Genomic DNA, 22,735 nt, shown 5'->3' on the forward strand with positions numbered 1-22,735 from the left:
CACAACTCTAAAACACCGGATCGTGACAGGCAACGAAGTGCCCCTCGCCTACTTCCCGAAACTGCGGCGGCTCCTCGGCGCACCTTGCCGTGGCGGCCGGGCAGCGCGTACGAAAGCGGCAGCCGGACGGAGGGCTCGCCGGAGACGGAATTTCCCCTTGAATGACCGCCAGCTCTTGCCGGTGCGCGGGATCCGGAATGGGAACAGAGGCGATCAGCGCCTTCGTATAATGGTGCGCCGGGTGCCGGAACAACGTCTCGCTTGGAGCGATTTCGACCAGCTTGCCCAAGTACATGACGCCGATCCGGTCCGATACGTACCGAACCACATTCAAACCGTGTCCGATAAACAGGAATGTAACATCCAGACGCCGGCGCAAATCTTCGAGCAGATGAATGATTTGGGCCTGAACCGACACGTCCAGGGCCGACACCGCTTCATCGGCCAACACGAACTTCGGCTGCAGCGCAATCGCTCTGGCGATGCCGATCCGCTGGCGTTGACCGCCTGAGAACTCATGCGGATAACGGTCATATGCCGCAGAACTCAGGCCGACAAGCTGCAGCAGCTCATGGACATGCTCCTTCCTCTCAGCGGCGCTTAACGACGTGTGAATGGACAACGGCTCGCCGATAATATCGCCGATCTTCCAGCGAGGGTCGACCGAGCCGTACGGATTCTGGAAAATCATCTGCATCTGCTTGCGTTGTTCGCGCAGCTGCGCGCCCGATAATGCGGCCAAATCTTGGCCTTCGAACAGGACGGCCCCCGAGGTCGGCCGCTCCAGATGAAGCAGTACGCGGCCTAGCGTCGACTTGCCGCTTCCCGATTCGCCGACGAGGCCGAACGTCTCTCCTTTGCGAATCGAGAACGATACGTCGTCAACCGCATGTATCGCTTTCTTTTGCCTGGAGAACAGCGATCTGCCGTACGGATAATGCTTCGTCACCTGCCGCAGCTCGAACAGAGGCACCGTGTCAAGCTGAGGCGGTACCGGCTCCCGTACCGCTGCTGAAGCAGCAGCGACAGCGGTGGCATAAGCAGAGGTGGTAGCGGTGGCAGTGATAGCTGTAACAGCAGCCGAAGCCTCCGCAGCTGCGCCTTGCACCCGATTCACGAGCCTTTTCCCTTTATCCGCAAGCACCTGCTCCACATGCCAGCAGGCGGTCTGTCTGCCTTCTCGGTCCTGCAGCGGCGGCGCCTCCCGGACGCATAAATCCGTCGCATACGGGCAGCGCGGATGAAAGCGGCAGCCGGTCGGCATCTCGGATAAGCCCGGTATTGAGCCGGGAATTGCATACAAGCGCCGGGACCGGTCGCTCTCCATCGTCGTTATTGACTGCAGAAGCCCTTGGGTGTACGGATGTCGGGGCTGCGCAAACAATTCCTTCGTTGCCGCCTGCTCCACGACCTTGCCTGCATACATGACAACGATCCGGTCGGCGATTTGCGCGGCTACCCCCATATCATGCGTAATGAGAAGAATCGACATCCTGTATTCGGTCTTCAAGTCCTGCAGCAGCTGCAAAATTTGAGCCTGGATCGTCACATCCAGCGCTGTTGTCGGCTCATCGGCGATGAGCAGCTCCGGATCGCAGCTAAGCGCCATGGCGATCATCGCCCGCTGCAGCATCCCCCCGGACAGCTCGTTCGGATACTGCTTCATACGGAGCTCGGGCTCCGGGATGCCGACTCGCCGCAGCAGTTCCACCGCTTGACGCCAAGCTTGATTCGCCGTGCACTGGCGCGTGTGGCGTCGAATCGTCTCGACAATCTGGCTGCCGATCGTGAATACCGGATCGAACGCGGCCATCGGCTCCTGGAACACCATGGCCATCCGTTTCCCCCGCAGCGATCTCAGCGTATCCTGCGTCAACCCCGTAATTTCGATCCCATCCAGCGTGATCGATCCAGCTGTAATCGATCCGTTCTCATCGTCGATGAGGCGCAGTATCGCTTTCGAGGTGACCGACTTCCCGCTGCCCGATTCCCCGACCAGACACACCACCTCGCCGGCGCAGATCGAGAAGCTGACGTCCTCGATTGCCTGCAGGTCACCTTTTGCCGTTGCAAATTCAACGCTTAAGCGGTCAATTTCCAGCAATGTACCCATTCCAGCAAACCTCCTGCCTTTACCTACGGCTCTTTCTCGGATCGAGGGCATCGCGAAGCTCGTCTCCAATGATGTTGACGGATAAGACGAACAGCGTAATCGCCAGGCCGGGGAACGTGCATATCCACCAGGCCACCGTCAAATACCCCCGTCCTTGGGACAGCAGCGCTCCCCAATCGGGAATTTCCTTGATGACGCCGAGACCGAGAAAGCTTAGGCCCGAACCGGTGAGAATGGATGTGCCTACGCCGATCGCCGCCATGACGAGCAGAGGCGATAACGAGTTCGGCAATACGTGGCGGATAAAGATCGACAGCTCCTTGGCCCCCAGCGACCTTGAAGCCATAATGAACGAACGGCCCTTCAAGCTGATAATTTGGCCTCGCATGATTCTTGCATAGTTCGGAATTGTCGATAATGCGACCGCAAGCACGATGTTCCACAAGCCCGGACCTAAAGCGGCAGCAACGGCAAGCGCCAGAAGCACGCCGGGGATCGTCATGACAATGTCGTTGATCCTCATGAGCATACTGTCCACGCGGCCTCCGAAATATCCGGAAACCGCCCCGATCGCACCGCCGGCAAGGCCCCCGATGAGAACGGAAGCAAATCCGATAAAAAGCGATTCGCGAGCCCCGTAGACGATGACGCTGAAGATGTCCCTTCCGAAATAGTCGGTGCCGAGCCAGTGCAGCCCGCCCGGCGGCTGCATGATACGATCCGCTTGCATATCGGTCGGCGAATACCGGGCGAACAGCGACGGCGCAATCGCACACACGATAAAAAATAAGATCACGAAAGCTGCAACGTACAACAGCAGCCGGGAGACGTTCGGATGCGAAATGGCGGGGCTTCGCGCTGCGGCAGCGTTCTTGAAGCGCCAAGCAGGTTTAACCGTGACGGCACCTTTCATCTCAATGACCTCCTATGCTCTGCAAGCGTCTGACTCGCGGATCGATATACGTGTAAGAGATGTCGACAAGTGCATTCACAATGACGTACACGATGGCCGAGAACAGGACGACTCCCTGCACAACCGGCAAATCCTTGGCCATGATGGCGTCCGAAATAATTCTGCCGATGCCCTGTCTCGAGAATACCGTCTCAATGACGACTGTGCCGGCCAGCATTTCCCCGATGAGAAGCCCCATCATCGTCACGGCCGGGATCAGAGCGTTTCGCAGCGCATGCCGATACATCACCGTCCGCTCCAGCAGCCCTTTGGCCCGCAGCGTTGTGATATACTGCTCGCCGAGCACCTCCAGCATCGAGTTGCGTACCATACGGACGATAAACCCGGCTCCCAGCAGCCCAAGCGTAAGCGCCGGCAGCGCAAGCGCAGCGAGTCCTTCCGACCCCATCGCCGGAAACCAGCCGAGCGATACGGAGAAAATAAGAATAAGCAGGATACCCGACCAGAACGTCGGCATGGATATGCCGAACAACCCGACCATTCTGGCTGCGATATCAATCGTCTTGTTGCGGTGGATCGCCGATAGGACGCCGAGCACAATGCCGACGATAACCGAAACGGCGGAAGCCGCAGAAGTAAGCGCCAGCGTAGCCGGGAAATGGGCGATAATTTTCGGCAGCACCGGTTCGGAGTTGACGAGCGATTTGCCAAAATCCCCGCTAAGTACATTGAAGAAATAATTCGTGAATTGCTCATGAAACGGCCGGTCGACCCCCAGCTCGCGACGCAAATTGGCGATCGCCTCCGGACTCATCGAGCTCGGATCGATCATGTTCATGACGACGTCGCCCGGGAGCACATACAAAATACAAAATACGAGGATGGATGAGCCTACAATGACGCCCAATGAGCTGACCAGCCGATACGCAATCGCTTTGCCCATCTTCCCGCCCCCTTATTTTTTGCTGACCCACACGTCGTTAAAGAGCGGGTAACCGAGCGCGTCGAATTTCAGTCCGTTCAAGCTCTTGGCGGCACCTACCGTGTATGGGAAAATATAGACCGGAAGAATGACGGCGTTATCGATAATATATCGCTGTACTTTCTTATAAATTTCTTTCCTTTTTGCCGGATCCGCCTCCACAACCCCTTGCTCAAGCAGCTGATCGAGCTCCGGATCCGACAAGTTGGAGAGCGTCTGACGTGCGCCGGGAGCCGGCGTATGATAGAACGAATTGAGAGCGGCCGGGTCCGAATTGACTTGGCTGTTGCCGTACAAATCGTACGCTCTATTCGTATACACGACGGTTTGAACGTCCTTCGTAATTTCAATCTCTACGGCAATACCGGCTTTCTTGAGCTGCTGCTGAATGATCGCCGCAATATCGTTGCGCTTCTCGCGGTTCGGCGAGCCGTCGACATAATGCAGCGTCAGCTTCTTGCCGTCTTTCTCGCGGATCCCGTCGGCTCCCTTGACCCAGCCAAGCTCGTCAAGCAGACGGTTCGCCTTATCGAGATCAGGCTTGATCGAGCCTTCCAGCGAGGCGTCGTAGCCGAACATATTCGGTGCTAGCGGTGACCATGCGCGCTGGTACGTACCGAGATACAGCGTCTTGACGATGGAATCGATGTCCACCGCGTACTGAACCGCTTGACGTGCCTTCACGTCGTTCCAGGGAGCCCGGCCTTGATTGAAGAACAGCGTGTATGGCAGTCCGCCCGTATTCACTTGAAGCAGCTGCAGCTTCGCGTCGCTCTTGATCGACACGACGTTCTGCGGCGGCACGGTTTCGGCCGCAGTGACCTGCCCGCTTTGAACGCTGCCGATTCGGGTCGCTTCCTCCGGAATGATTTTGAACGTGATCGCATCCAGATAGGATTGGCCTTTGTTAACGACGAGCTCCGGCCCCCAGCTGTAGTCCGGATTTCGCTCGACCCGAATTTCCGAGTTATCGACCCATTTTACAAATTTGAAGGGACCGGTGCCGACCGGGTTTTTACCGAATTGATCGCCGTACTGTTTGGCTGCCGTCGGGGACACGATCCCGAGCATCGCTTGACTCAAATTGCCGAGGAAGGCGACGGACGGCGTCTCCAGATTCAGCTTAATCGTGTAGTCGTCAATAATTTCGGATGACTTGTATGGCCTGAGCAGCGCGGTCGCATTTGCCGCTTTCGTAGCCGGATCGATAATGCGGTCGAAGCTGTATTTCACCGCCTCCGCATTGAACGGAGTACCGTCATGGAATTTGACGTCCTTCCGAAGCTTGAACGTATAGCTCTTGCCGTCCGGCGAAACCGTCCAATCGGTAGCGAGCCACGGCTTGATCGTATTGTCCGGCAGCTGGACGACGAGACTGTCATAGATCGTCCGGAACGCCCTTACAGCTACGGCCAAGCCGGAGCGGTGCGGATCGAGACTATCCGGCGAAGTGGCGAGCGCATACGTAATTTCGCCGCCTTGCTCGGCTTGCGACGATGCCCCCGTAGTTGTACCCGTTTGCGAAGCTGAGCCTGCGCCCGCCTGCTGCGGCGCTCCTCCGCACGCTGCGAGCAGCGTCGATACGGCAAATACTAGTGCGATGCTTGCCATCCATTTGGATCGTGTCATCCGGTTCACTCTCCCCTGTTCAATAATACTGATAATTCCTATTGGATATGTTTGAATTATTTTCCTTACTGTATCATCGGTTCGCTCCAATCGTCAATCCATGAAAATGAAGACAATTTCTATGGATCTATAGAAGGTTTCTATACCCCTTCACCTTTCCGCTCCAATAAAAAGCAGCCTTCTTCTTGACAAAGAAAGCTGAATGGAATGATCTGCACATATTCACCTGCTTACGAACGAACCGCCTGCGCTTTCTCTGCCGGCCCCCGCCCCCACACCGTGCTCGGAATTTCCCGGCGCAGCACCGGAGCGATCTCCGCCGCAAAGCGCTCGATCTGCTCCCGCTGCTCCGCTTCCGTCAAGCCGTCCACACTGATCGACAATACCTGGTGTCCGTAGGCTGAATGATATCTGAGCAGCTTCTCGATAATGCTGTCCGGGCTTCCGACCAAGGTCGGCCCGTTCTCCAGATTGTCCTCCAAGCTCTTGAACGGCGACTGATTATGCTTCGCGGAATCTGTGGAATGAAACGCGTTATAATATGGCCGGTAGCGCCGAATCGCTTCTTCGCGCGTGTCGGCGATATAGAGACTTCCCGCTCCGGCTCCGACAACCGCATCCTTCGGATCCCGCCCGTAATAGGCCCACCGTTCGCGGTAATGGTCGATCAACGCCTTGTATTTGGCCATCGGGTGGAACGTATTCGAGGAAAAGATCGGCTCGCCGTTTTTCGCCGCCAGCTCAGTCGACAGCGGACTGGATGCGCTGCCGTGCCATACCGGTATCGGCTGCTGCAGCGGTCTTGGCAGCACGGTCGCCTGCTCCAGCGGCGGCCGGTACTTCCCCTCCCACGTGACCTGCTCTTCGTTCCACAACCGTTTAAGCAGCGCATACCGCTCCGCCAGCGAATCCCATTGTTCCTCCTCCTTGATGCCGAACAGCGGATAATGGCGGGGATCGTTCCCTTTCCCGATGATCATCTCCAGCCGTCCGCCCGACAGATGGTCCAGCGTCGCGTAATCTTCGGCCACACGCACCGGATCGAGCACGCTGAGCACCGTCACGGTTGTCAAGAGACGAATTCGGGACGTCGCTCCGGCGATGGCCGTCAGCAGTACCGGAGGCGACGAGGAGAGGAACGGCGGGCCGTGCCGCTCTCCGATACCATAAGCTTCAAAGCCGAGCTCCTCCGCCAGCTTCGCTTGCTTGAGAATATTTTGGAACTTTTGCTGCGTCGTTAACGTTTCGCCTGTGACCGCATTCGGGATGTTCATCGCCAGACTGAACAAAGCGAATTTCATAAGCCGGCTCCAACGGCAGCGGAATTTACGATCAGCTCTCCGCGCACGTCCTGCGGATGCTTGAGCAAATTGAAGATGGGGCACACCTGTTCAATCGCCGTATGCAGCGCCCGAAGCGTCCCCTCCGGTTCGCTTGATTCGATGATCAGCTTGTAGCGGATATTGTGGGGATATACCGGAATATGCTCGTAACCGGGCCGTCCGGCCAGCGGGTGCATATCCGCTTCCACCTCGACCTCCAGCGATTCCAGCGACACGTTCCGCTCCGCCGCCTGAATCAAGGCAATATGCGTAAGGCAGCTGCCGAGAACGCCGAGCTGCAGCTCCGGCGAGGAGGGGCCCAAGTTGTAACCGGCAAAATCGGGCGGACTATCGCTAATCACCTGGAAATCCCGAATGCGAATTTCCCGCACCCCGCTGCGCCCCAGTGCGCGCGCCTTCGCCCGCAGCGTCGTTCCGGCCGTCTCCGGCTGGGACGCGGCCTTCGCTCTGCGCTCGAACAGCGCCTCGCGCTTTTGCAGCAAATACTCATTCAGCGTCGTCATGCCGTCACTCCTCCGGTAATCCGCTTCAACTCTTGCACGATCGCCGTTTTTTCCAGTTCCAGCACTTCCGATCTGTTCTCCTTGATATAGGTCAGGAGCTGCTTCTTGACCGAGTCTCCCAGCTGACTGATCGGCTTGCCGCGGCCATCCAGCTCCGGGTGCTCGTTCCAGAACGTCTCTTTCCATTCATTCAGCAGCACCGTAATCGGTTCCGGCCGTTCGATGAACACGCCGAGCTCTTCACCCTGCCGGTTGAAAAATACGTACGTCGGGATATGGCTCTTCCCGTCGGCATGCAAGTATTGCTCCGCGATGTCTACATTGTCCGGGTCGCGGGGTATGACACGCACATTTAGCTTGCCGGTTTCCTCGTCGATGCGGCCGAACAGCGGCAGATTGGCGGCAACGTCGCCGCACCAGTCATGCGCCAGCACGAGCACGTCGACCGGCTCGGGCAGCGACGCGAAGTACGCCCGATCCTCGGCGTTCAGCTGATAGGCTTCATAATTGCGTCTCAGCGTATTTTGATTCACCTGTGCTTGGTCGATAAAGGTCTGCACCGACACCGCATCGCGGAACGCTTGGTCGCGCCGTTCTTTGGAAATAGCCATGGAAATACCTCCCGATTTGTAGGTTATGCTCATTGAGCATTCTTTTAACGTTCCTTTGCGAATTGAGCGCCGTACATCGCTTCGAACAGCGGGCGATTCACAATTTTCCGGAGCAAATGCATTGTGCCGTCCCCGTTGCCTCTGTCGATAGACTGAATCCGCTCGTAGCCTTTTCTTTCGTACATGGCCAGCAGCCACGGATGCTTCTCCGCCGTCGCCAGCGTGACCGCCGGAGCACCCAGCCGATTCCGAATCACATGCTCTTCCACCCAGGTCAGCAGCTTCGTACCGATGCCTTTGCCTTGATATCTCGGGTCGACGGCGAACCACTTGACGAACGGAAGACCGGAGTCCCCCCACCTGGCGAGGGGCTCCTTCGACAGCGTCAGCGTCGCCGTAATCGTGCCATCCAGCTCCAGTACGTAGCATTCATTGTTCACAATGTTGTCTTGAACAAGCGGGAGATCCGCATGGGCCGCAGGCCACTGCAGCTCCAGCTCGCGAATCGTCACGTAGGCTTCGTAAATGACATGCACAAGCGCCGGTGCGTCTTCCAGCGTGGCCAGCCGGTATACTTCCGTCATACGAGCTCCGCCTCTTTCGAATACCGGTTCTTCGGGACCGGCAGGCCCAAGTTCCCGCGCAGCGTATCGCTCTCGTACTCGGTGCGGAACAAGCCGCGCTCCTGCAAAATCGGAACGACTTGATCGATAAACTGCTCCAAGCCGTTCGGTACGCCGGAGCCGATCATGAAGCCGTCCGCACCGCCCCGTTCGAACCAAAGCTGAATGTTGTCGGCCACTTGCTCGGGCGTCCCGATGAAGCTGCTGCGCGGTGTCGCCACTTGAAGCGCCGTCTGCCGCAGCGTGAGGCCAAGCGCCTTCGCTTTCTGTTTGATGCGGTCCGTCGTCCCCTGGAAGCTGTTTTTGCCCAAATCGCCGAGCTCGGGGAACGGGGCGTCCAGCTCATACTGCGAGAAGTCATGATGCTCGAAGTACCGGCCCAAATACCGCAGTGCGTCCTCTGCCGACACTAATGAGGCGATCTCCTGGTACTTGCGTTCCGCTTCTTCCTCGGTGCTGCCGATGATGGGGCTAATGCCCGGTAAAATCACGACGTGATCGGGATTCCGTCCGAACGAAGCCGCGCGCCTCTTCACATCCCGGTAATAGCCGACCGCTTCCTCCACCGTTTCTTGCCCGGTAAAGATAGCATCGGCGTGCTTCCCCGCGTAGTCTCTGCCCACTTCGGACGTTCCCGCCTGGAAAATGACCGGATGCCCTTGCCGGGACCGGGCGATATTCAGCGGGCCTTTCACCGAGAAAAATTCCCCTTGATGGTTCAGCGTATGCATTTTGGCCGGATCGAAGAAGACGCCCGTCGCCTTGTCGCGGACGAACGCATCGTCCTCCCAGGAATCCCACAAGCCGCGGACGACTTCAATGAACTCGTCGGCGATGCGGTAGCGCAGATCGTGATCCGGATGCTGCTTCTTGCCGTAGTTCAGCGCCGAGCCTTCCAGCGGTGACGTCACGATGTTCCAGCCGGCCCGGCCGCCGCTGATCGTATCGAGCGAGCCGAATTGCCGGGCGACGGTGAACGGCTCGCTGTAAGAAGTGGAGAGCGTGCCGACGAGCCCGATCCGCTTGCTGACGCCGGCCAGCGCGCTTAATATCGTAATCGGCTCGAACCGGTTTAAGAAATGCGGAATCGATTCTTTCGTAATATACAAGCCGTCGGCAACGAAGACGAGATCGAACTTTCCCGCTTCCGCTTTCTGTGTCCATCGTTTGTAGAGCTCGAAGTTGACGCTGGCATCGGCAATCGCATCGGGATGCCGCCAGGCGGACGTACTGCTGCCGACACCGTGCAGCATCGCACCCAGCTTCAGTTGCTTTCTCAAAGTCATGATCGTCTCCTCCTCTGCCGGCTCTTTGCGCCTGCCTCTTATACGGAAGCGGCCGCGGCCGCTTGTTTAATACGGTCGATCTGACCGAGATGGTTGTTGACGTGCCGGGCGAACCCTTTCACGATGGAAGCGATCGTGACCGTCTCCCCCTTTGCGTTTACGCCGGACTTCTCCCAATCCTGCTCGCTTAAACGCTGCAGCAGCAAAGCGTTGTAACGGAGCAGCTGCTCGAACGCCGCCAAGATGTCCGCCGCCTCTCCTTCGTTCGATTTTTGCCCGCTGACCCACGCGTCTTGATGAAAGGCCGGCAGCCGAGCCGTCGATCCGGCTAATATATCGCGAATGCGGAACGAGACGACGATACTATGATCGGCCAAATGCGCCAGCACCTCCGTTACGCTCCAAGACTCCGGAGCCGGCTTCCATGTCAGCTGCTCCTTCGTCAGCCCCTCGATCGCCTGCGCCAATTGATGGTGCGTAAATAAAAAGGCTTCCAGTTCCACGTGACTCATCGGATGACCTCCCTGGGCTTCGCCCTCTTAAATGGAATACGTCAGTTCCGGCCGAATCCGGCTCAGGAACTGCTTCGTTCTCTCTTCCTTCGGCCTGTAAAACAGTTCCGTCGGCTTGCCTTCCTCAACGATCGCGCCGCCGTCCATAAAGACGACATGGCTCGCCACTTCTTGGGCGAACGTCATTTCATGAGTGACGATGATCATCGTGATGCCTTCCTTGGCAATTTTGCGGATGACGGCCAGCACCTCGCCGACCAGCTCGGGGTCGAGCGCCGACGTCGGCTCGTCGAACAAAATCACTTCCGGGTTCAGCGCCAGCGCCCGCGCGATGCCGACACGCTGCTGCTGGCCGCCGGACAGCTGGGACGGATACGAGTCCAGCTTGGCGCCGAGCCCCACCTTCTCCAGCAGCTCGACGCTGCGGCGGCGCGCCTCCTCCTTCGGCAGCTTCTTGACGATGACCAGTCCCTCCATCACGTTCTCGAGCGCCGTCTTATGCCGGAACAAGTTGTACTGCTGGAACACCATCGCCGTCCGCTGCCGCAGCTGATGTATGTCCTTCTTTCCCGCCCGCTTGCAGTCGACGTGATAATCGCCGATTGTAATCGATCCGTCGCTTGGCTTCTCCAAATAGTTGACGCAGCGGAGCAGCGTCGTCTTGCCGGAGCCGCTCGGACCGAGAATCGCCACGACTTCGCCTTTTCGGACCGTCAGATCGATGCCTCTCAGCACCTGATTGCGTCCGAACGATTTGCTAATATTCGATAAAATGACCATCGCTACACCTCCCAAGCCCGTTGATACGATGCAGGCGCCTTCAGCTCGGCGCCAAGCCGCCGTGCCGCTCTGCGCGGCCAATACGGGTCGCGCAGCAGCTCGCGGCCGATCAAGATCAAATCGACGTGCGTCTCCTCCATAATCCGCTGCGCCTGCTCCGGCTCGGTGATCAGTCCGACCGCTCCCGCCGGTATTCCGGCTTCGCGTCGGATGTGGTCGGCGTACGGAACTTGATAGCCGGGATACACCTCGGGAACGAAAGGGATGAGTCCGCCCGTGCTGACATCGATAAGATCGACGCCGGCAGCTCGAAGTCTAGCCGCATAATACGTATAGTCATCCAGCGTATTGCCTTCCGGATGATATTCATTGGCGGAAATACGCACGAAGAGAGGGCCGCTCCATTCCGCACGAATCGCCTCCACGACTTCGCCCAGAAAGCGGAATCGGCCGTCCCGCGAACCTCCGTAGGCGTCTTCCCGCTTGTTACTTACCGGCGACAGAAACTCGTGGATCAAATAGCCGTGGGCGGCATGAATTTCGATCACGTCAAAGCCCGCCAGTCTGGCTCTTCGCGCCGCAGCGCCGTAAATGCCCGCCAGCCGCCGGATATCCGGCTCGCTCAGCGCCTCCGGCACTTTCGATTCGTCACTGAACGGAATCGCCGACGGAGCAGCCAGAGGGAGATCCACGTTCGCCTTCCGTCCTGCATGAGCAAGCTGGATGCCGATGGCGGCTCCTTGGGCGCGAACCGCCTCCGTCACTTGACGAAATGCTTCGATATGACCTTCCTCCCATATCCCGAGATCCCGCTTGGTGACTCTTCCTTCCGGCGCGACAGCAGTCGCTTCCACAATAATCAATCCTGTCTGGCCAACCGCTCTAGAAGCATAGTGCAGCTTATGCCAATCATTCGCTGCCCCGGATTCGTCCGAAGCATACATATTCATCGGCGACATCACGATGCGGTTTTTTAACGTCAGCTCCCTAAAGGTAATAGGGGTAAACAGCAATGCTCTCAGCTCCCTCCATACGGCCGGGACGTCAGCACGGCTTACGCCACGCCCCCCTTGTTGTATACTTGCAATCGTCTTTCCAGCAACCCCGACACGTTCTCGGCAATGATCGTCAGCACCCAATAAATGAGCGCAGCCGCAATAAAGGCTTCAAGGTATTTCCAATTCCGCATCGCCGCAATATGCGCCGTGCCGTTAATCTCCTGCAGCGAGATCGTGAACGCCAGCGAGGAGCCGTGCAGCAGCCCGACGAATTTGCTGAGCAAATTCGGCAGGCTCGCCATCATCGCTTGAGGCAGGACGATTCGGCGCATCGCCTGCGGCGTCGTCATTCCGACCGAATACGCCGCCTCCAGCTGCCCCCTGCTGACCGACAATATCCCCGAACGAATCGTCTCCGACATGTACGCCCCGATATTGAGCGTAAACGCTACGAAAATAAACATCATCAGCGGGATGACGCTCGAGCGCACGCTCCAGCCGTACTTAACCGCTAATGCGTCAAAGATCATCGGCAGCGCGAAATATACGAGCATGATGTGCAGCAGCAGCGGCGTCCCCCGGAAGAACGACACGTACAACTGCGCCAGCCGGTGCACGTACGGTACCTTGTACATCCTCACGAAAGCGACGACGATCCCGACGATAAAGCCTGTAAACAGCGGCACGATCGAGATGACGAGCGTGAGCGGAAGCGCCCCCAGCATGGCGAGGAACGCTTCCAGCATAAAGCTGAAATCAATTTGCATGTCCATCCATCTCCCTCATCTTCAATCGGCCGCAGTGACGGACTTCTCAAACCGGTTCATCCGGATCTCGGCAAGCCGGTACCCGTATTCGAGGATCAGCACAATGCCATAATAAATAATGGAAAGAGCGATCCAGATTTCCAGATAGTGATGAGACGTACCGAGCATTTCCGCTCTGCCGACGACATCCATAACGCCAACCGTGTAGGCCAGCGACGTGTCCTTCAGCGTGGAGATCGTCAAATTGGCGACATTCGGGAACGCCACTTTGGCCGCTTGCGGCAATACGATCCGTCTCAGCACGTCTGCGCTGCTCATGCCGACCGAATAGCCCGCCTCCGCTTGACCGCGGTCGACCGCGTTCACCGCCGCTCTGACGATTTCCGAAAAATAAGCGGCGAAATGTAGCGCGTACGTAATGACCACGAATATGAGCGGCTGTACGTCGGTTACATCCACATCGACGAGCTTAAGCAGCTCCGGAACGCCGTAGTAAACGAGAAACAATTGGATGAGAATCGGCGTCCCCCGGGTAAACGAAATATACACGACGACAATCCGGTTCAGAATTGGAATCCGATATAGTCTAGGCAGCGCAGCGATCAGGCCGAGAATGATGCCGAGAATGACGGAAGCCGCTACGATAAACAAGGTGACATGCAAAAATCCGAGAAGCTTCGGGAGATACACCCAGATGAGTGAGAAATCAAACGCCTTCCCCATGGATCACCCATGCCTTCCTTCTCCGGCGAGCATTATTCGGTAACCGTGAAATCCTCGCCCAGCCACTGCTTGCTCAGCTTGGCGAGCGTCCCGTCCTTCTTGATATCGCGGATCGCTTGGTCGATCTTACCCTTCAGCTCGGTTTCGTCTTTGCGCAGCACGTAGTAAATTTTGGACGTATACAGCACCGGTCCGACGACTTTCTGCTGAGCGTCCGCATCCCGGTTTTGATTCGCAACCGCGAACGGCGTACTGATCGTAGCGTCGACCCGGCCTGTTTTCAGCTGGGTGACGACGTCGTTCGTGCCGCCGCTGCCGGAGTAGACGATCTCGAACGGATTGCCGTGCGATTTGTTGTAATCCTGCAGCCACACTGCGCCGTTGCTGCCCGGAGACGTAATCACCTTCTTGCCCTTCAAATCCTCGATCGACTTGACTGTGTTGTTATCCTTATGAACGACGATCTTGCTCGGCCAAATATTGTAGGCTTCGTCATTGAACAGGAATTTGGCCTGACGCTCCGGATTCACCTCGTACTGGTTAACGGCCAGGTCGATTTTGCTCGCTTCCAGGCTGAGCAGAATGCTTGGGAATTCCATCGTCTTGAATTCGAACTCGTACTCCGGCAGCCGCTTGTCGATTTCCTTCGTCAGCTCGATATCGTAGCCGGTTAAATTGCCTTTGTCGTCCAAGAAGGTGACGTTCTTGAACGTACCGCTCGTACCGACGATAATTTTTTTCGCTTTCTGCGGTTCTGCCGCCGCAGGGGCGGCGGCCGGCGCCGTACTGCCGGAGCCTGCATTCGAGGTGCCGCCGGAAGCCGCCGGCTTCGTTTCATCCTTCGTCCCGCAAGCGGCGAGAAGCAGTACGGATACTGCGGTTATGGTTGCGGAAATCGAAGTCTTGTTTATCTTTTTCATGGTTTCTCTTCCTCCTGAATGCTGGATATGGATATGGATAGGGTTTTACCAGGGAATTCCGTTATGAAGCGAATAGCGGTATGCTTCGACAAGCGTAATTTGGTCGGCCGCCGGGAAATCGAATTCGGGGGCTCTTTCGAAGCCGAGCTTACGATATAGCCGAACGGCGTCCGGCATTCGCTGCGACGTATGTAAGCCGAGCCGGTCATAGCCGGAATTCAAGGCACGCTGCGCGCAGTCCCGGAGCAGCGCAGTGGCGATGCCGCTGCCTCTGTAGCCCGGATGTACGCCGAGCAATCGTACCTCCGGATAGGGGATGACCGCGGCGAGCTTCTCGTACAGACCTTCCTGCGGGGGGTACAGCAGAACGGCTCCAAGCAGCTTGCCGTCATGCTCGGCAACGATGCGCCGCGCGTCCTTGCCCTGCTCCCACTGATTGCGAATGTTGCTGATGTACTGGCTCCAGAACGGCTGTCCGAAGCCGTCCTCATACTGGCGGTAAGCTTCGATCGTGAGCGCGATAGCCTCCTCCCGCTCCACGTTACGTGCATCCCGGATTTGCAATTCGATCGCCGTCGTCATCGACACCGCTCCTCTACACGTTTTCGGGCTGCAGCGTATAGCGGTTCTGCGGCACCTTCAGACCGAGATTGCCCCGCAGCGTATCGCTCTCGTATTCGGTTCGGAACAATCCTCTCCGCTGCAAAATCGGTACGACATGATCCACAAAGTCCGCCAAGCCGTCCGGTACGACGGTGCGGACATTAAAGCCGTCCGCCGCTCCTCCCTCGAACCACTTTTGGATCTGATCGGCCACCTGCTCCGGCGTACCGATGAAATGGCTGCGCGGCGTTGAAGCCCGCTGTGCGGTTTCGCGCAGCGTAAGCCCCTGCTCCCTGGCCTCCCGCTTGATCTTGTCCGTCGTGCTGCGGAAGCTGTTGCTGCCGAGGTCGCCAATATCGGGGAACGGCTCGTCGAGAGGGAACTGCGAAAAGTCGAAATGGTCGAAGTAGCGGCCCAAGTAGTTCAACGCTTGATGAATATCGACCAGTTCGGCGATTTCCAGGTACTTACGCTCGGCTTCCTCTTCGGTTGAGCCGACAATCGGTCCGATGCCGGGGAAGATCAGAATGTCTTCGGGCCTTCGCCCGTGAGCAGCCGCTCTCGCTTTCACATCCGCATAGAACTGACGCGCTTCCTCGAAGGTCTCGTGACCGGAATAGACGGCATCGGCCGATTTGGCTGCAAGCTCTTTGCCCGGCTCGGACGACCCCGCCTGGAAGATCACCGGATGCCCCTGCCTCGAACGGGCGATGTTCAGCGGCCCCTGCACGGAGAAATGCTTACCCTTATGGTGCAAGGTATGCAGCTTCGCCGGATCAAAAAATACGCCGCTCGCTTTGTCCCTCACGAACGCGTCGTCCTCCCACGAATCCCATAGTCCCTTGACGACCTCCAGATGCTCCTCGGCGATTTCGTAACGAAGCGCATGTTGCGGATGCCCGCCCTTACCGAAGTTCAGCGCGGAGCCTTCCAGCGGCGAAGTGACAACATTCCACCCCGCCCTGCCCCGGCTGAGATGATCGAGCGAAGCGAACTGCCTCGCTACCGTAAAAGGCTCGCTGTAGGAGGTGGACAGCGTCGCGACCAGACCGATATGGGATGTTGCGCCCGTCAGGGCGGACAGCAAGGTTAACGGCTCAAACCGGTTCAGGAAATGCGGGTTCGACTTTTCATTGATATACAAACCGTCCGCGATGAACAGCAAGTCGAATTTTCCTTCCTCCGCTATGCGTGCCTGCTTCTTGTAAAACTCGATGTCGACGCTCGCGTCTCCGGGAATGTCCGGGTGTCTCCAGAACGAGACGCTATTGCCGACTCCGTTCAAGTTAGCCCCCAATTTTAACGTTCGTGTCGTCATGGCCCCTCTCCTTTGTCCTTTAATACCAATCGGTATTATCGGAATTATTTCTGGCATCTTTACTTTATACTAAAGCAGGCCCAAACTGTATATCGCATTGTTCTATCGAAGTATAGGAAAGTTCTATAGATGCTCCCGAGGCGGAACGGCCCTCTTTGATAGACACACTCTATACCGAAATAAAAAACTTCAATTAGCCGCCAAGTACCGTTCATGTTAATGTACTTTCATTACCCACTTATACAATATGAATAGTTCATTTTATGGAAAGCAGGTGACGTAATGAGTCATCCATCCGATTGGAAACGAAACTTATTCGTCTTATGGATCGGACTGTTTCTCAATCATGTCGCCTATACGCTGTCCGTGCCGTTCTTTCCGATTTTTCTGGAAACCGATCTCGGGATACGGCACGGTTTGGAAGTGTGGGCAGGCATATCCATTTCGCTTAGCTTTCTGATTAGCGGTCTATGCGCGCCGTTCTGGGGCTCCATTGCCGACAAGTACGGCAAGAAGCCGATGCTGATTCGATCCGGCATCGGCTTGGGGCTTGCTCATCTTGCAAATTATTGGGTCTACGATCCGATTTCATTCATTGCAATACGAATCTTTCAAGGGCTGATGGCGGGGTTCAGCCCCGTATCCGTCGCCTTCATCGGCGCCAATACGCCGGAGAAGCATGTCGGCTACGCGCTCGGCGTCATCTCGACGGCCACGGCGGCCGGCGGTATCCTCGGCCCTTTTGCCGGAGGCTTGCTGATCCACTGGGTCGGCTTACGAGAATGCTTCATCGCATCGGGGATCATCACGATCGCCTCCGCCGCAATGGTTATGTTCGGCGTGAGAGAAATCCATAGGCCTGCGCAAGGGGGACGCTCCCGCGTATGGGACGATATCCGGCATGCTGCCGGCGACGCAAGGCTGCTGCGGATTTTCGCGCTCATCTTCATCGTCTCCACATCCGTAACGATTCTGGAGCCGCTGCTGACTCTTTACGTCGTACAGCTCGGCATTGGAGCCGGCAGCGCCGCGCTCAGCTCGGGCATCGTGTTCTCGGCGGTCGGCGTCGCAACCGTACTAATGGGACCGTTCTGGGGCAAACTCGGGGGGCGGATCGGTTATGAGAAGACGCTGTTCGTCGGACTGCTCGGCGGCGCATTGGGCAATTTGCTGCAGCTCGCCTTTCACAACATCGTCGGCTTCGGTCTGCTTCGCTTCGGCTACGGCTTGTTCTTCGCCGCCGTGTTTCCTGCCATGAATGCGCTGATCGTCAAGTACGCCAACACCGAGTTCCGCGGCCGTGCCGTAAGTCTCAGCCAGACCTGCAGCCAGTTCGGTATCGTTGCAGGGCCGCTGCTTGGCGGTTTGCTGGGAGGATGGATCGGGATTCCGTTCGTATTTGTGCTTACGGGGGTTACGCTGCTGCTCTCCGCTTGGAATGTCCGTATGACGGGAAGGAGAACCAAGGAACTGCCGCTCCAGCTCCATTGAAATTTCGTTCCCGATACGTATATCAAAATAAAACAGAAAAACCGAAAAAACAGTCTAATAACGTTACGTTATAGACTGTTTCTCGTTTGCAGCGCTCTTTCGCCATCACGATATTTATATGCAAATGTTTACTTAATAAAGTGTTTTAACGGCCTCGGAGGTAAAGGGGATCAATTCAGCCGTACGACCGTCGCGGATTTTACTTGCCCAAGCAGGGTCAACCAATAATGCCCTTCCTACAGCTACGAGATCAAATTCTTCACGTTCAAGCCTCTCGATTAACCCGTCGATCTTTGCATGATTGGCACCTTTGCCTTCGGTAAAGAGACTCGTGAAATCGCCATCCAAACCAACCGATCCTACTGTAATCGTCGGTTTCCCGGTCAGCTTCTTGGTCCATCCGGCAAGATTCAGATCGGAACCCTCGAACTCAGGCTCCCAGAAACGGCGAGTTGAGCAGTGGAACATATCGACGCCCGCATCGACTAAAGGCGCCAAGAATTTCTCCAGCTCGGCAGGAGATTCAGCCAATTTGGCCGTGTAGTCTGTCGCCTTCCATTGCGAGAAGCGCAGTACGATGGGGAATTCCGGCCCGACGGCACGGCGGCATGCCTCGATGATCTCCACTGCGAAGCGCGTGCGCGCAACCATGTCACCGCCATAGCTGTCGGTACGCGGATTCGTTTTCTCCCAAAAGAATTGGTCGATCAAATATCCATGCGCTCCATGCAGCTCAATGCCGTCGAAGCCCAGCCGTTTCGCTTCAAGGGCTGATTGCGCGAACGATTGGACGATCGAGGCAATATCCGATTCCGAATAATCGCCAACATGCCCTCGTGCTCCCATATGCCAAATCTGCGGTATGATACGACCGCCTGCCTCGTGAACTGCAGTCACTACGTTGGCCCAGCCGCCGAGTGCCGCCTCACCGTAAAGGTGCGGTACGTTACCTTGATTGGACGCGTCCGGATGCTGGACGACCGTACCTTCCGTTACGATAAGGCCAACCCCATTCTCAGCCCTGCGGCGGTAATAGTCGGCCACATCCGAACCCGGCACCCCGTCTGGAGAAAACTGCCGGGTCATCGGTGCCATCACGATCCGACTCGATAACGTTATTTTCCCGAATGTGAACGGTTTGAACAAGGACTGAACCGATTGAGCATAAGTCATAACGATAATAACCTCCCAAATACATGATAATTGATGAACCAGATATTAACAGTTTGCCTTACATAGCTTCTGGAGAACGTTCGGCGGATCACCTCCTTGGAATCACTTTAGTGATGACGGTTTTACCGCAAAGGACATACTTGACCGCGCAGTCAAAAACTTCGCAAAAAAAAAGATCAAGGAGCGAGCAGCGCAAATGTCGTTCGCAGAACCGCATCGATCCGCTCCCGGGGAGCACCCGACTTCTCCATAATTTTCGCGCCGAGCAGCGCGTTCCTCAAATATTCGGCAAGCTCTTGGCTGGTATGGCGGGTCGTGATCAGCTGCTGCTCCTGACCGCTGCGAATGACCTTCTCGAGTATTTGCCCTACTTCGGTAAACATCATCTCGATTTCACGGGTCACTTCCTCGTCGCCGGTTCCAAATTCCAAAGAGGAATTGACCATAAGACATCCTCTGCCGTGTGTTTCGTTACTTCGGCATAGCGTAACGTCGCGGATGGCCTCCAGCTTGATTAAAGGCGACACTTCCTGCGAGGACAGCTCTTCCAGCACCGCAATAGTTTGTACGCGATACAGCGCCAGCGCCTTTAAGAATAGAGCCCGCTTGTCTTCAAATACGCAGTACAAGCTTTGCTTCTTGACCTGTGTCGTACGGGTCAAATCTTCAAACGAAGTGGACTTAAAGCCTTTCGTCCAAAATAGTTCCATGGACTGGTGCAATGCACGATCGATATCAAATTCTCTTGGTCTGCTCATACGTTCATGATAGCAGTTATTGACTGCCGAGTCAAAAACGTTCGCCAAGACTCCATCACTTATTCCGGCAGCCCTTCCGCATGAACGCAGCAAAACGCCCCGAGCCCTTTCGTCCGAAAGGTTCGGGGCGATCTTATCGTCTCAACTATGCGTTACCGACCTTCTCAACGGCCACTTTTCCGGAGAAAAATACGGCGCCGCCCCCCATATCCGCCAACCGGTCCGGCGTTAGAGCGTTCACCAGGTTGCCGGTGCCGGATACGTCCGCCCAGAGCCCTTGGCTGACGACAACGCCCCGCAGCACATCCCGCCCTACGGCCACAGGCAGCTTGCACGCGCCCCGCCCGTTGCGTACCCATACGACCTCGCCGTCGGCAATGCCGAGCTCCGCCGCATCGTCCTCATTCATATGCAGCTTCTGTTCTTTTTCCAAAGAAACATGCTTTTCGTTATGCGCAAACGTCGAGTTCAGGAAATGATGATTCGGAGCCGGAATGAACCGGAACGGCAGCGCTTCGTCTTCGTCCGGGAGCGGGATATACGTAGGAAGCGGCGGATAGCCGTCCCTTTCCATGGCCGCCGAATACAGCTCGATTTTACCGCTAGGCGTGCGCAGGATGTCCGTCACAAGCTGCGGTCTGCTCGCCTTCACGAACTTCTCCCGCTCCAGCCGCTCCAGCGTAATACCCGACAAATTCGGATTGCGGGGATGATTCAGAGCTTGACGAATCATGTCCTCCTCCGAGTCCTGCAGCGCCGTGTCCGTAAAGCCCATCGCCGCCGCAAGCAGCCGGAATACGTCCACATTCGACTTGCTTTCGCCGTACGGCTCGATGACCGGCTGCTGAAGCTGAATGTAATGGTGCCAATAAGATCGGTATATATCGGTATTCTCAAACGACGAAGTCGCCGGAAGTACAATATCCGCATACCGGGCTGTCTCCGTCAGGAACAAATCGTGAACGACCGTAAACAAGTCTTCGCGCGCCAGCCCCTCCCTTACCTTGCCCGCGTTCGGCGCCACCACTGCAGGGTTGGAATTGTATACGTACAGCGAACGAATCGGCGGATTCAGCTCATGCAGCGCCATACCCAGCTGATTCATGTTCACGCTGCGCGCGCCGCCTCGGCGCAAGTCCGGTCTCTGCAGAGCGGACATGTTGAAATCGAGGTAAGCGCCGTTCCCCTTAATCGCGCCGCCTCCCGGATGCTTCCACTGCCCTGTCAGCGCAGGCAGGCAGGCGACCGTCCGTACGAACATGCCGCCGTTATCGTGATGCTGCGGGCCGTTGCCGATCCGGATAAACGATGGCGTCGTACCGCCGTACAAGCGCGCCAGCTTGACGATGTCGTCTGCGGGCACGCCGGTAATCGCAGATGCCCGCTCCGGGTCGTACGGCTTGACGTGCTCCCTTAGCTGCTCGTGGCCGACTGTGTATTCACGCAGGAACGCATCGTCCGTGAGACCCTCATCAAACAAAACGTACATAATGCCGAGCGCCAGCGCCGCGTCCGTACCGGGCTTCAGCGGAATGAACCAGTCCGCCCAGCGGGCCGTACGGTTCCGGTGCACGTCGATGCAGACGATCTGCGCACCGTTGCTTCTCGCTTGTTCCGAAAGCATCACCTGGTGCATATTCGTGCTCACCGCATTGACGCCCCACATGATGTGCAGCTTCGCGTCGACGGTAGCTTCCGGGTCCGTGCCGAAGCTGCCGCCCATCGTATAGGCATAGCCGACCGTGCCGGCCGCCTCGCATATCGCATACTGCAAACGGGTTGCGCCCAGCCGGTTAAAGAACCTGCGGTCCATTCCTTCCGTCCCGATCCGCCCCATATTGCCGTAGAAGCTGTAGGGCAGTATACTTTCGGGCCCGTCCGTTTCGATCAGCTTCTTCCACCGCTCGGCAATTTCGCCGATCGCTTCCTCCCAGCCGATTCGCTCGAATTGTCCGCTGCCCTTCGGTCCCGTTCTTCGCAGCGGATATTGAAGACGGGCGGGGTCATAAATGCGATCCGCCATATGACGCACTTTGTTGCAGATTTTCCCCTGCGTTACCGGATGTGACGGGTCCCCTTCGATTTTCACGATCCGGCCGTTCTCTTTATGTACCAGCAGTGCGCATTGATCCGGACAGTCCAGGGAGCATACCGACGAAAATACGCCGTTCAAGGATTCTGTATAGTTAGGCATGGTGCAAACTCTCCTCTATCTCGATCTACAGTATGTAAAGCTTATCATATTGAATGCCCCCGTTAAAGCAACAAAAAAAGCGTATGAGCGGTATCGTTCGCCCATACGCCGGCCATTTCCGTTCATAGCGCCTTCCTGAGCAGTCCGGGCGATACCGGCGCCTTATGGAGCAAGGACTCCAATGCAGCGTTCGCCTCTTCCTCGTCGGGACCGTCGATGATCAATTGAAGCTCTCCTCTGCTTTGGAACTGCAAGCAGAACGAGACCATGCCCAGCACACCCTTACAATTCAGCAAATAACCGTTAGAGTGAAAGCTGACGTTACTTTTGAACCTGTTGGCGGCCTCTACGAAATCCAACGTTTGCTTCAACGTGAAGTTCGGAGGCAGTTGAATCCGGCGCGAAACGCTCATGGGAAATCCCTCCTTATTGAAATATAGACTCTCGGCGTTCGCCGAGTCAGGTGGGACAAGGGTTTTCCCTGACCACCCCAGA

The 22,735-nt window shown here is 56.9% G+C and carries 22 protein-coding genes; 1 reads left to right on the forward strand and 21 read right to left on the reverse strand.

Annotation, left to right across the window (positions count from 1 at the left end; all coding sequences use genetic code 11):
• Positions 1-7 precede the first annotated feature (7 nt).
• The 17 genes from ACFFK0_RS26340 to ACFFK0_RS26420 form a co-directional block, all read right to left on the reverse strand.
• On the reverse strand, positions 8-2,113 hold the full coding sequence (locus ACFFK0_RS26340) for an ABC transporter ATP-binding protein (protein ID WP_377473571.1): 2,106 nt from the start codon (positions 2,111-2,113) through the stop codon (positions 8-10).
• Between the two features lie 19 nt (positions 2,114-2,132).
• Entirely contained in the window at positions 2,133-3,026 is an 894-nt protein-coding gene (locus ACFFK0_RS26345) for an ABC transporter permease (protein ID WP_377473573.1), read from the reverse strand.
• Between the two features lies 1 nt (position 3,027).
• Positions 3,028-3,969: an ABC transporter permease gene (locus tag ACFFK0_RS26350; protein WP_377473575.1), complete on the reverse strand. Its 942-nt coding sequence runs from the start codon at positions 3,967-3,969 to the stop codon at positions 3,028-3,030.
• Positions 3,970-3,981: 12 nt separating this feature from the next.
• Entirely contained in the window at positions 3,982-5,637 is a 1,656-nt protein-coding gene (locus tag ACFFK0_RS26355) for an ABC transporter substrate-binding protein (protein ID WP_377473577.1), read from the reverse strand.
• 230 nt (positions 5,638-5,867) lie between these two features.
• Entirely contained in the window at positions 5,868-6,938 is a 1,071-nt protein-coding gene (locus tag ACFFK0_RS26360) for an LLM class flavin-dependent oxidoreductase (protein WP_377473579.1), read from the reverse strand.
• Positions 6,935-7,483, reverse strand: a complete 549-nt coding sequence (locus tag ACFFK0_RS26365) for an OsmC family protein (RefSeq protein WP_377473581.1) — start codon at positions 7,481-7,483, stop codon at positions 6,935-6,937. Before ACFFK0_RS26365 ends, ACFFK0_RS26360 begins: the two co-directional genes overlap by 4 nt.
• The gene (locus ACFFK0_RS26370; RefSeq protein WP_377473583.1) at positions 7,480-8,094 is read right to left on the reverse strand and encodes a thioredoxin family protein; all 615 of its coding nucleotides are present in this window, start codon (positions 8,092-8,094) and stop codon (positions 7,480-7,482) included. Before ACFFK0_RS26370 ends, ACFFK0_RS26365 begins: the two co-directional genes overlap by 4 nt.
• A gap of 44 nt (positions 8,095-8,138) precedes the next feature.
• The gene (locus ACFFK0_RS26375; protein ID WP_377473585.1) at positions 8,139-8,678 is read right to left on the reverse strand and encodes a GNAT family N-acetyltransferase; all 540 of its coding nucleotides are present in this window, start codon (positions 8,676-8,678) and stop codon (positions 8,139-8,141) included.
• Positions 8,675-10,003, reverse strand: a complete 1,329-nt coding sequence (locus ACFFK0_RS26380) for an LLM class flavin-dependent oxidoreductase (RefSeq protein ID WP_377473587.1) — start codon at positions 10,001-10,003, stop codon at positions 8,675-8,677. The genes ACFFK0_RS26375 and ACFFK0_RS26380 overlap by 4 nt, the downstream gene beginning before the upstream one ends.
• Before the next feature lie 38 nt (positions 10,004-10,041).
• Complete coding sequence (locus ACFFK0_RS26385) at positions 10,042-10,515, reverse strand: DinB family protein (protein WP_377473589.1); 474 nt, start codon at positions 10,513-10,515, stop codon at positions 10,042-10,044.
• 27 nt (positions 10,516-10,542) lie between these two features.
• Positions 10,543-11,295 (reverse strand): amino acid ABC transporter ATP-binding protein, encoded by a 753-nt coding sequence (locus ACFFK0_RS26390; protein ID WP_377473591.1) that lies wholly within the window; start codon positions 11,293-11,295, stop codon positions 10,543-10,545.
• A gap of 2 nt (positions 11,296-11,297) precedes the next feature.
• Positions 11,298-12,317, reverse strand: coding sequence for an NADPH dehydrogenase NamA (namA, locus tag ACFFK0_RS26395; RefSeq protein ID WP_377473619.1), 1,020 nt, complete (start codon positions 12,315-12,317; stop codon positions 11,298-11,300).
• A gap of 32 nt (positions 12,318-12,349) precedes the next feature.
• The gene (locus tag ACFFK0_RS26400) at positions 12,350-13,066 is read right to left on the reverse strand and encodes an amino acid ABC transporter permease (RefSeq protein ID WP_377473593.1); all 717 of its coding nucleotides are present in this window, start codon (positions 13,064-13,066) and stop codon (positions 12,350-12,352) included.
• Positions 13,067-13,081: 15 nt separating this feature from the next.
• Positions 13,082-13,783 (reverse strand): amino acid ABC transporter permease, encoded by a 702-nt coding sequence (locus ACFFK0_RS26405; RefSeq protein ID WP_377473595.1) that lies wholly within the window; start codon positions 13,781-13,783, stop codon positions 13,082-13,084.
• A gap of 32 nt (positions 13,784-13,815) precedes the next feature.
• The gene (locus tag ACFFK0_RS26410; RefSeq protein WP_377473596.1) at positions 13,816-14,703 is read right to left on the reverse strand and encodes a transporter substrate-binding domain-containing protein; all 888 of its coding nucleotides are present in this window, start codon (positions 14,701-14,703) and stop codon (positions 13,816-13,818) included.
• Between the two features lie 45 nt (positions 14,704-14,748).
• Positions 14,749-15,285: a GNAT family N-acetyltransferase gene (locus ACFFK0_RS26415; RefSeq protein ID WP_377473597.1), complete on the reverse strand. Its 537-nt coding sequence runs from the start codon at positions 15,283-15,285 to the stop codon at positions 14,749-14,751.
• Between the two features lie 13 nt (positions 15,286-15,298).
• Positions 15,299-16,624 (reverse strand): LLM class flavin-dependent oxidoreductase, encoded by a 1,326-nt coding sequence (locus ACFFK0_RS26420; protein ID WP_377473599.1) that lies wholly within the window; start codon positions 16,622-16,624, stop codon positions 15,299-15,301.
• A 282-nt stretch (positions 16,625-16,906) separates the two neighbouring features.
• Between ACFFK0_RS26420 and ACFFK0_RS26425 the strand changes: the two genes are divergently transcribed.
• The gene (locus ACFFK0_RS26425; RefSeq protein WP_377473601.1) at positions 16,907-18,115 is read left to right on the forward strand and encodes an MFS transporter; all 1,209 of its coding nucleotides are present in this window, start codon (positions 16,907-16,909) and stop codon (positions 18,113-18,115) included.
• A 132-nt stretch (positions 18,116-18,247) separates the two neighbouring features.
• On the opposite strand, the gene ACFFK0_RS26430 is transcribed toward ACFFK0_RS26425, so the two are convergent.
• The 4 genes from ACFFK0_RS26430 to ACFFK0_RS26445 form a co-directional block, all read right to left on the reverse strand.
• Positions 18,248-19,288 carry an NADH:flavin oxidoreductase gene (locus ACFFK0_RS26430; protein ID WP_377473603.1) on the reverse strand — a complete coding sequence of 347 codons (1,041 nt, stop codon included), beginning with the start codon at positions 19,286-19,288 and terminating at the stop codon, positions 18,248-18,250.
• 176 nt (positions 19,289-19,464) lie between these two features.
• Positions 19,465-20,046 (reverse strand): TetR/AcrR family transcriptional regulator, encoded by a 582-nt coding sequence (locus ACFFK0_RS26435; RefSeq protein ID WP_377473605.1) that lies wholly within the window; start codon positions 20,044-20,046, stop codon positions 19,465-19,467.
• A gap of 145 nt (positions 20,047-20,191) precedes the next feature.
• Entirely contained in the window at positions 20,192-22,240 is a 2,049-nt protein-coding gene (locus ACFFK0_RS26440) for a molybdopterin-containing oxidoreductase family protein (RefSeq protein WP_377473607.1), read from the reverse strand.
• Positions 22,241-22,362: 122 nt separating this feature from the next.
• A complete protein-coding gene (locus ACFFK0_RS26445) occupies positions 22,363-22,653 on the reverse strand; it encodes an HPr family phosphocarrier protein (protein WP_377473609.1) in 291 nt (96 codons plus the stop codon).
• Positions 22,654-22,735 lie beyond the last annotated feature (82 nt).

Origin of the sequence: Paenibacillus chartarius, assembly GCF_042432825.1 — a bacterium.
GTDB lineage: Bacteria > Bacillota > Bacilli > Paenibacillales > NBRC-103111 > Gordoniibacillus > Gordoniibacillus chartarius.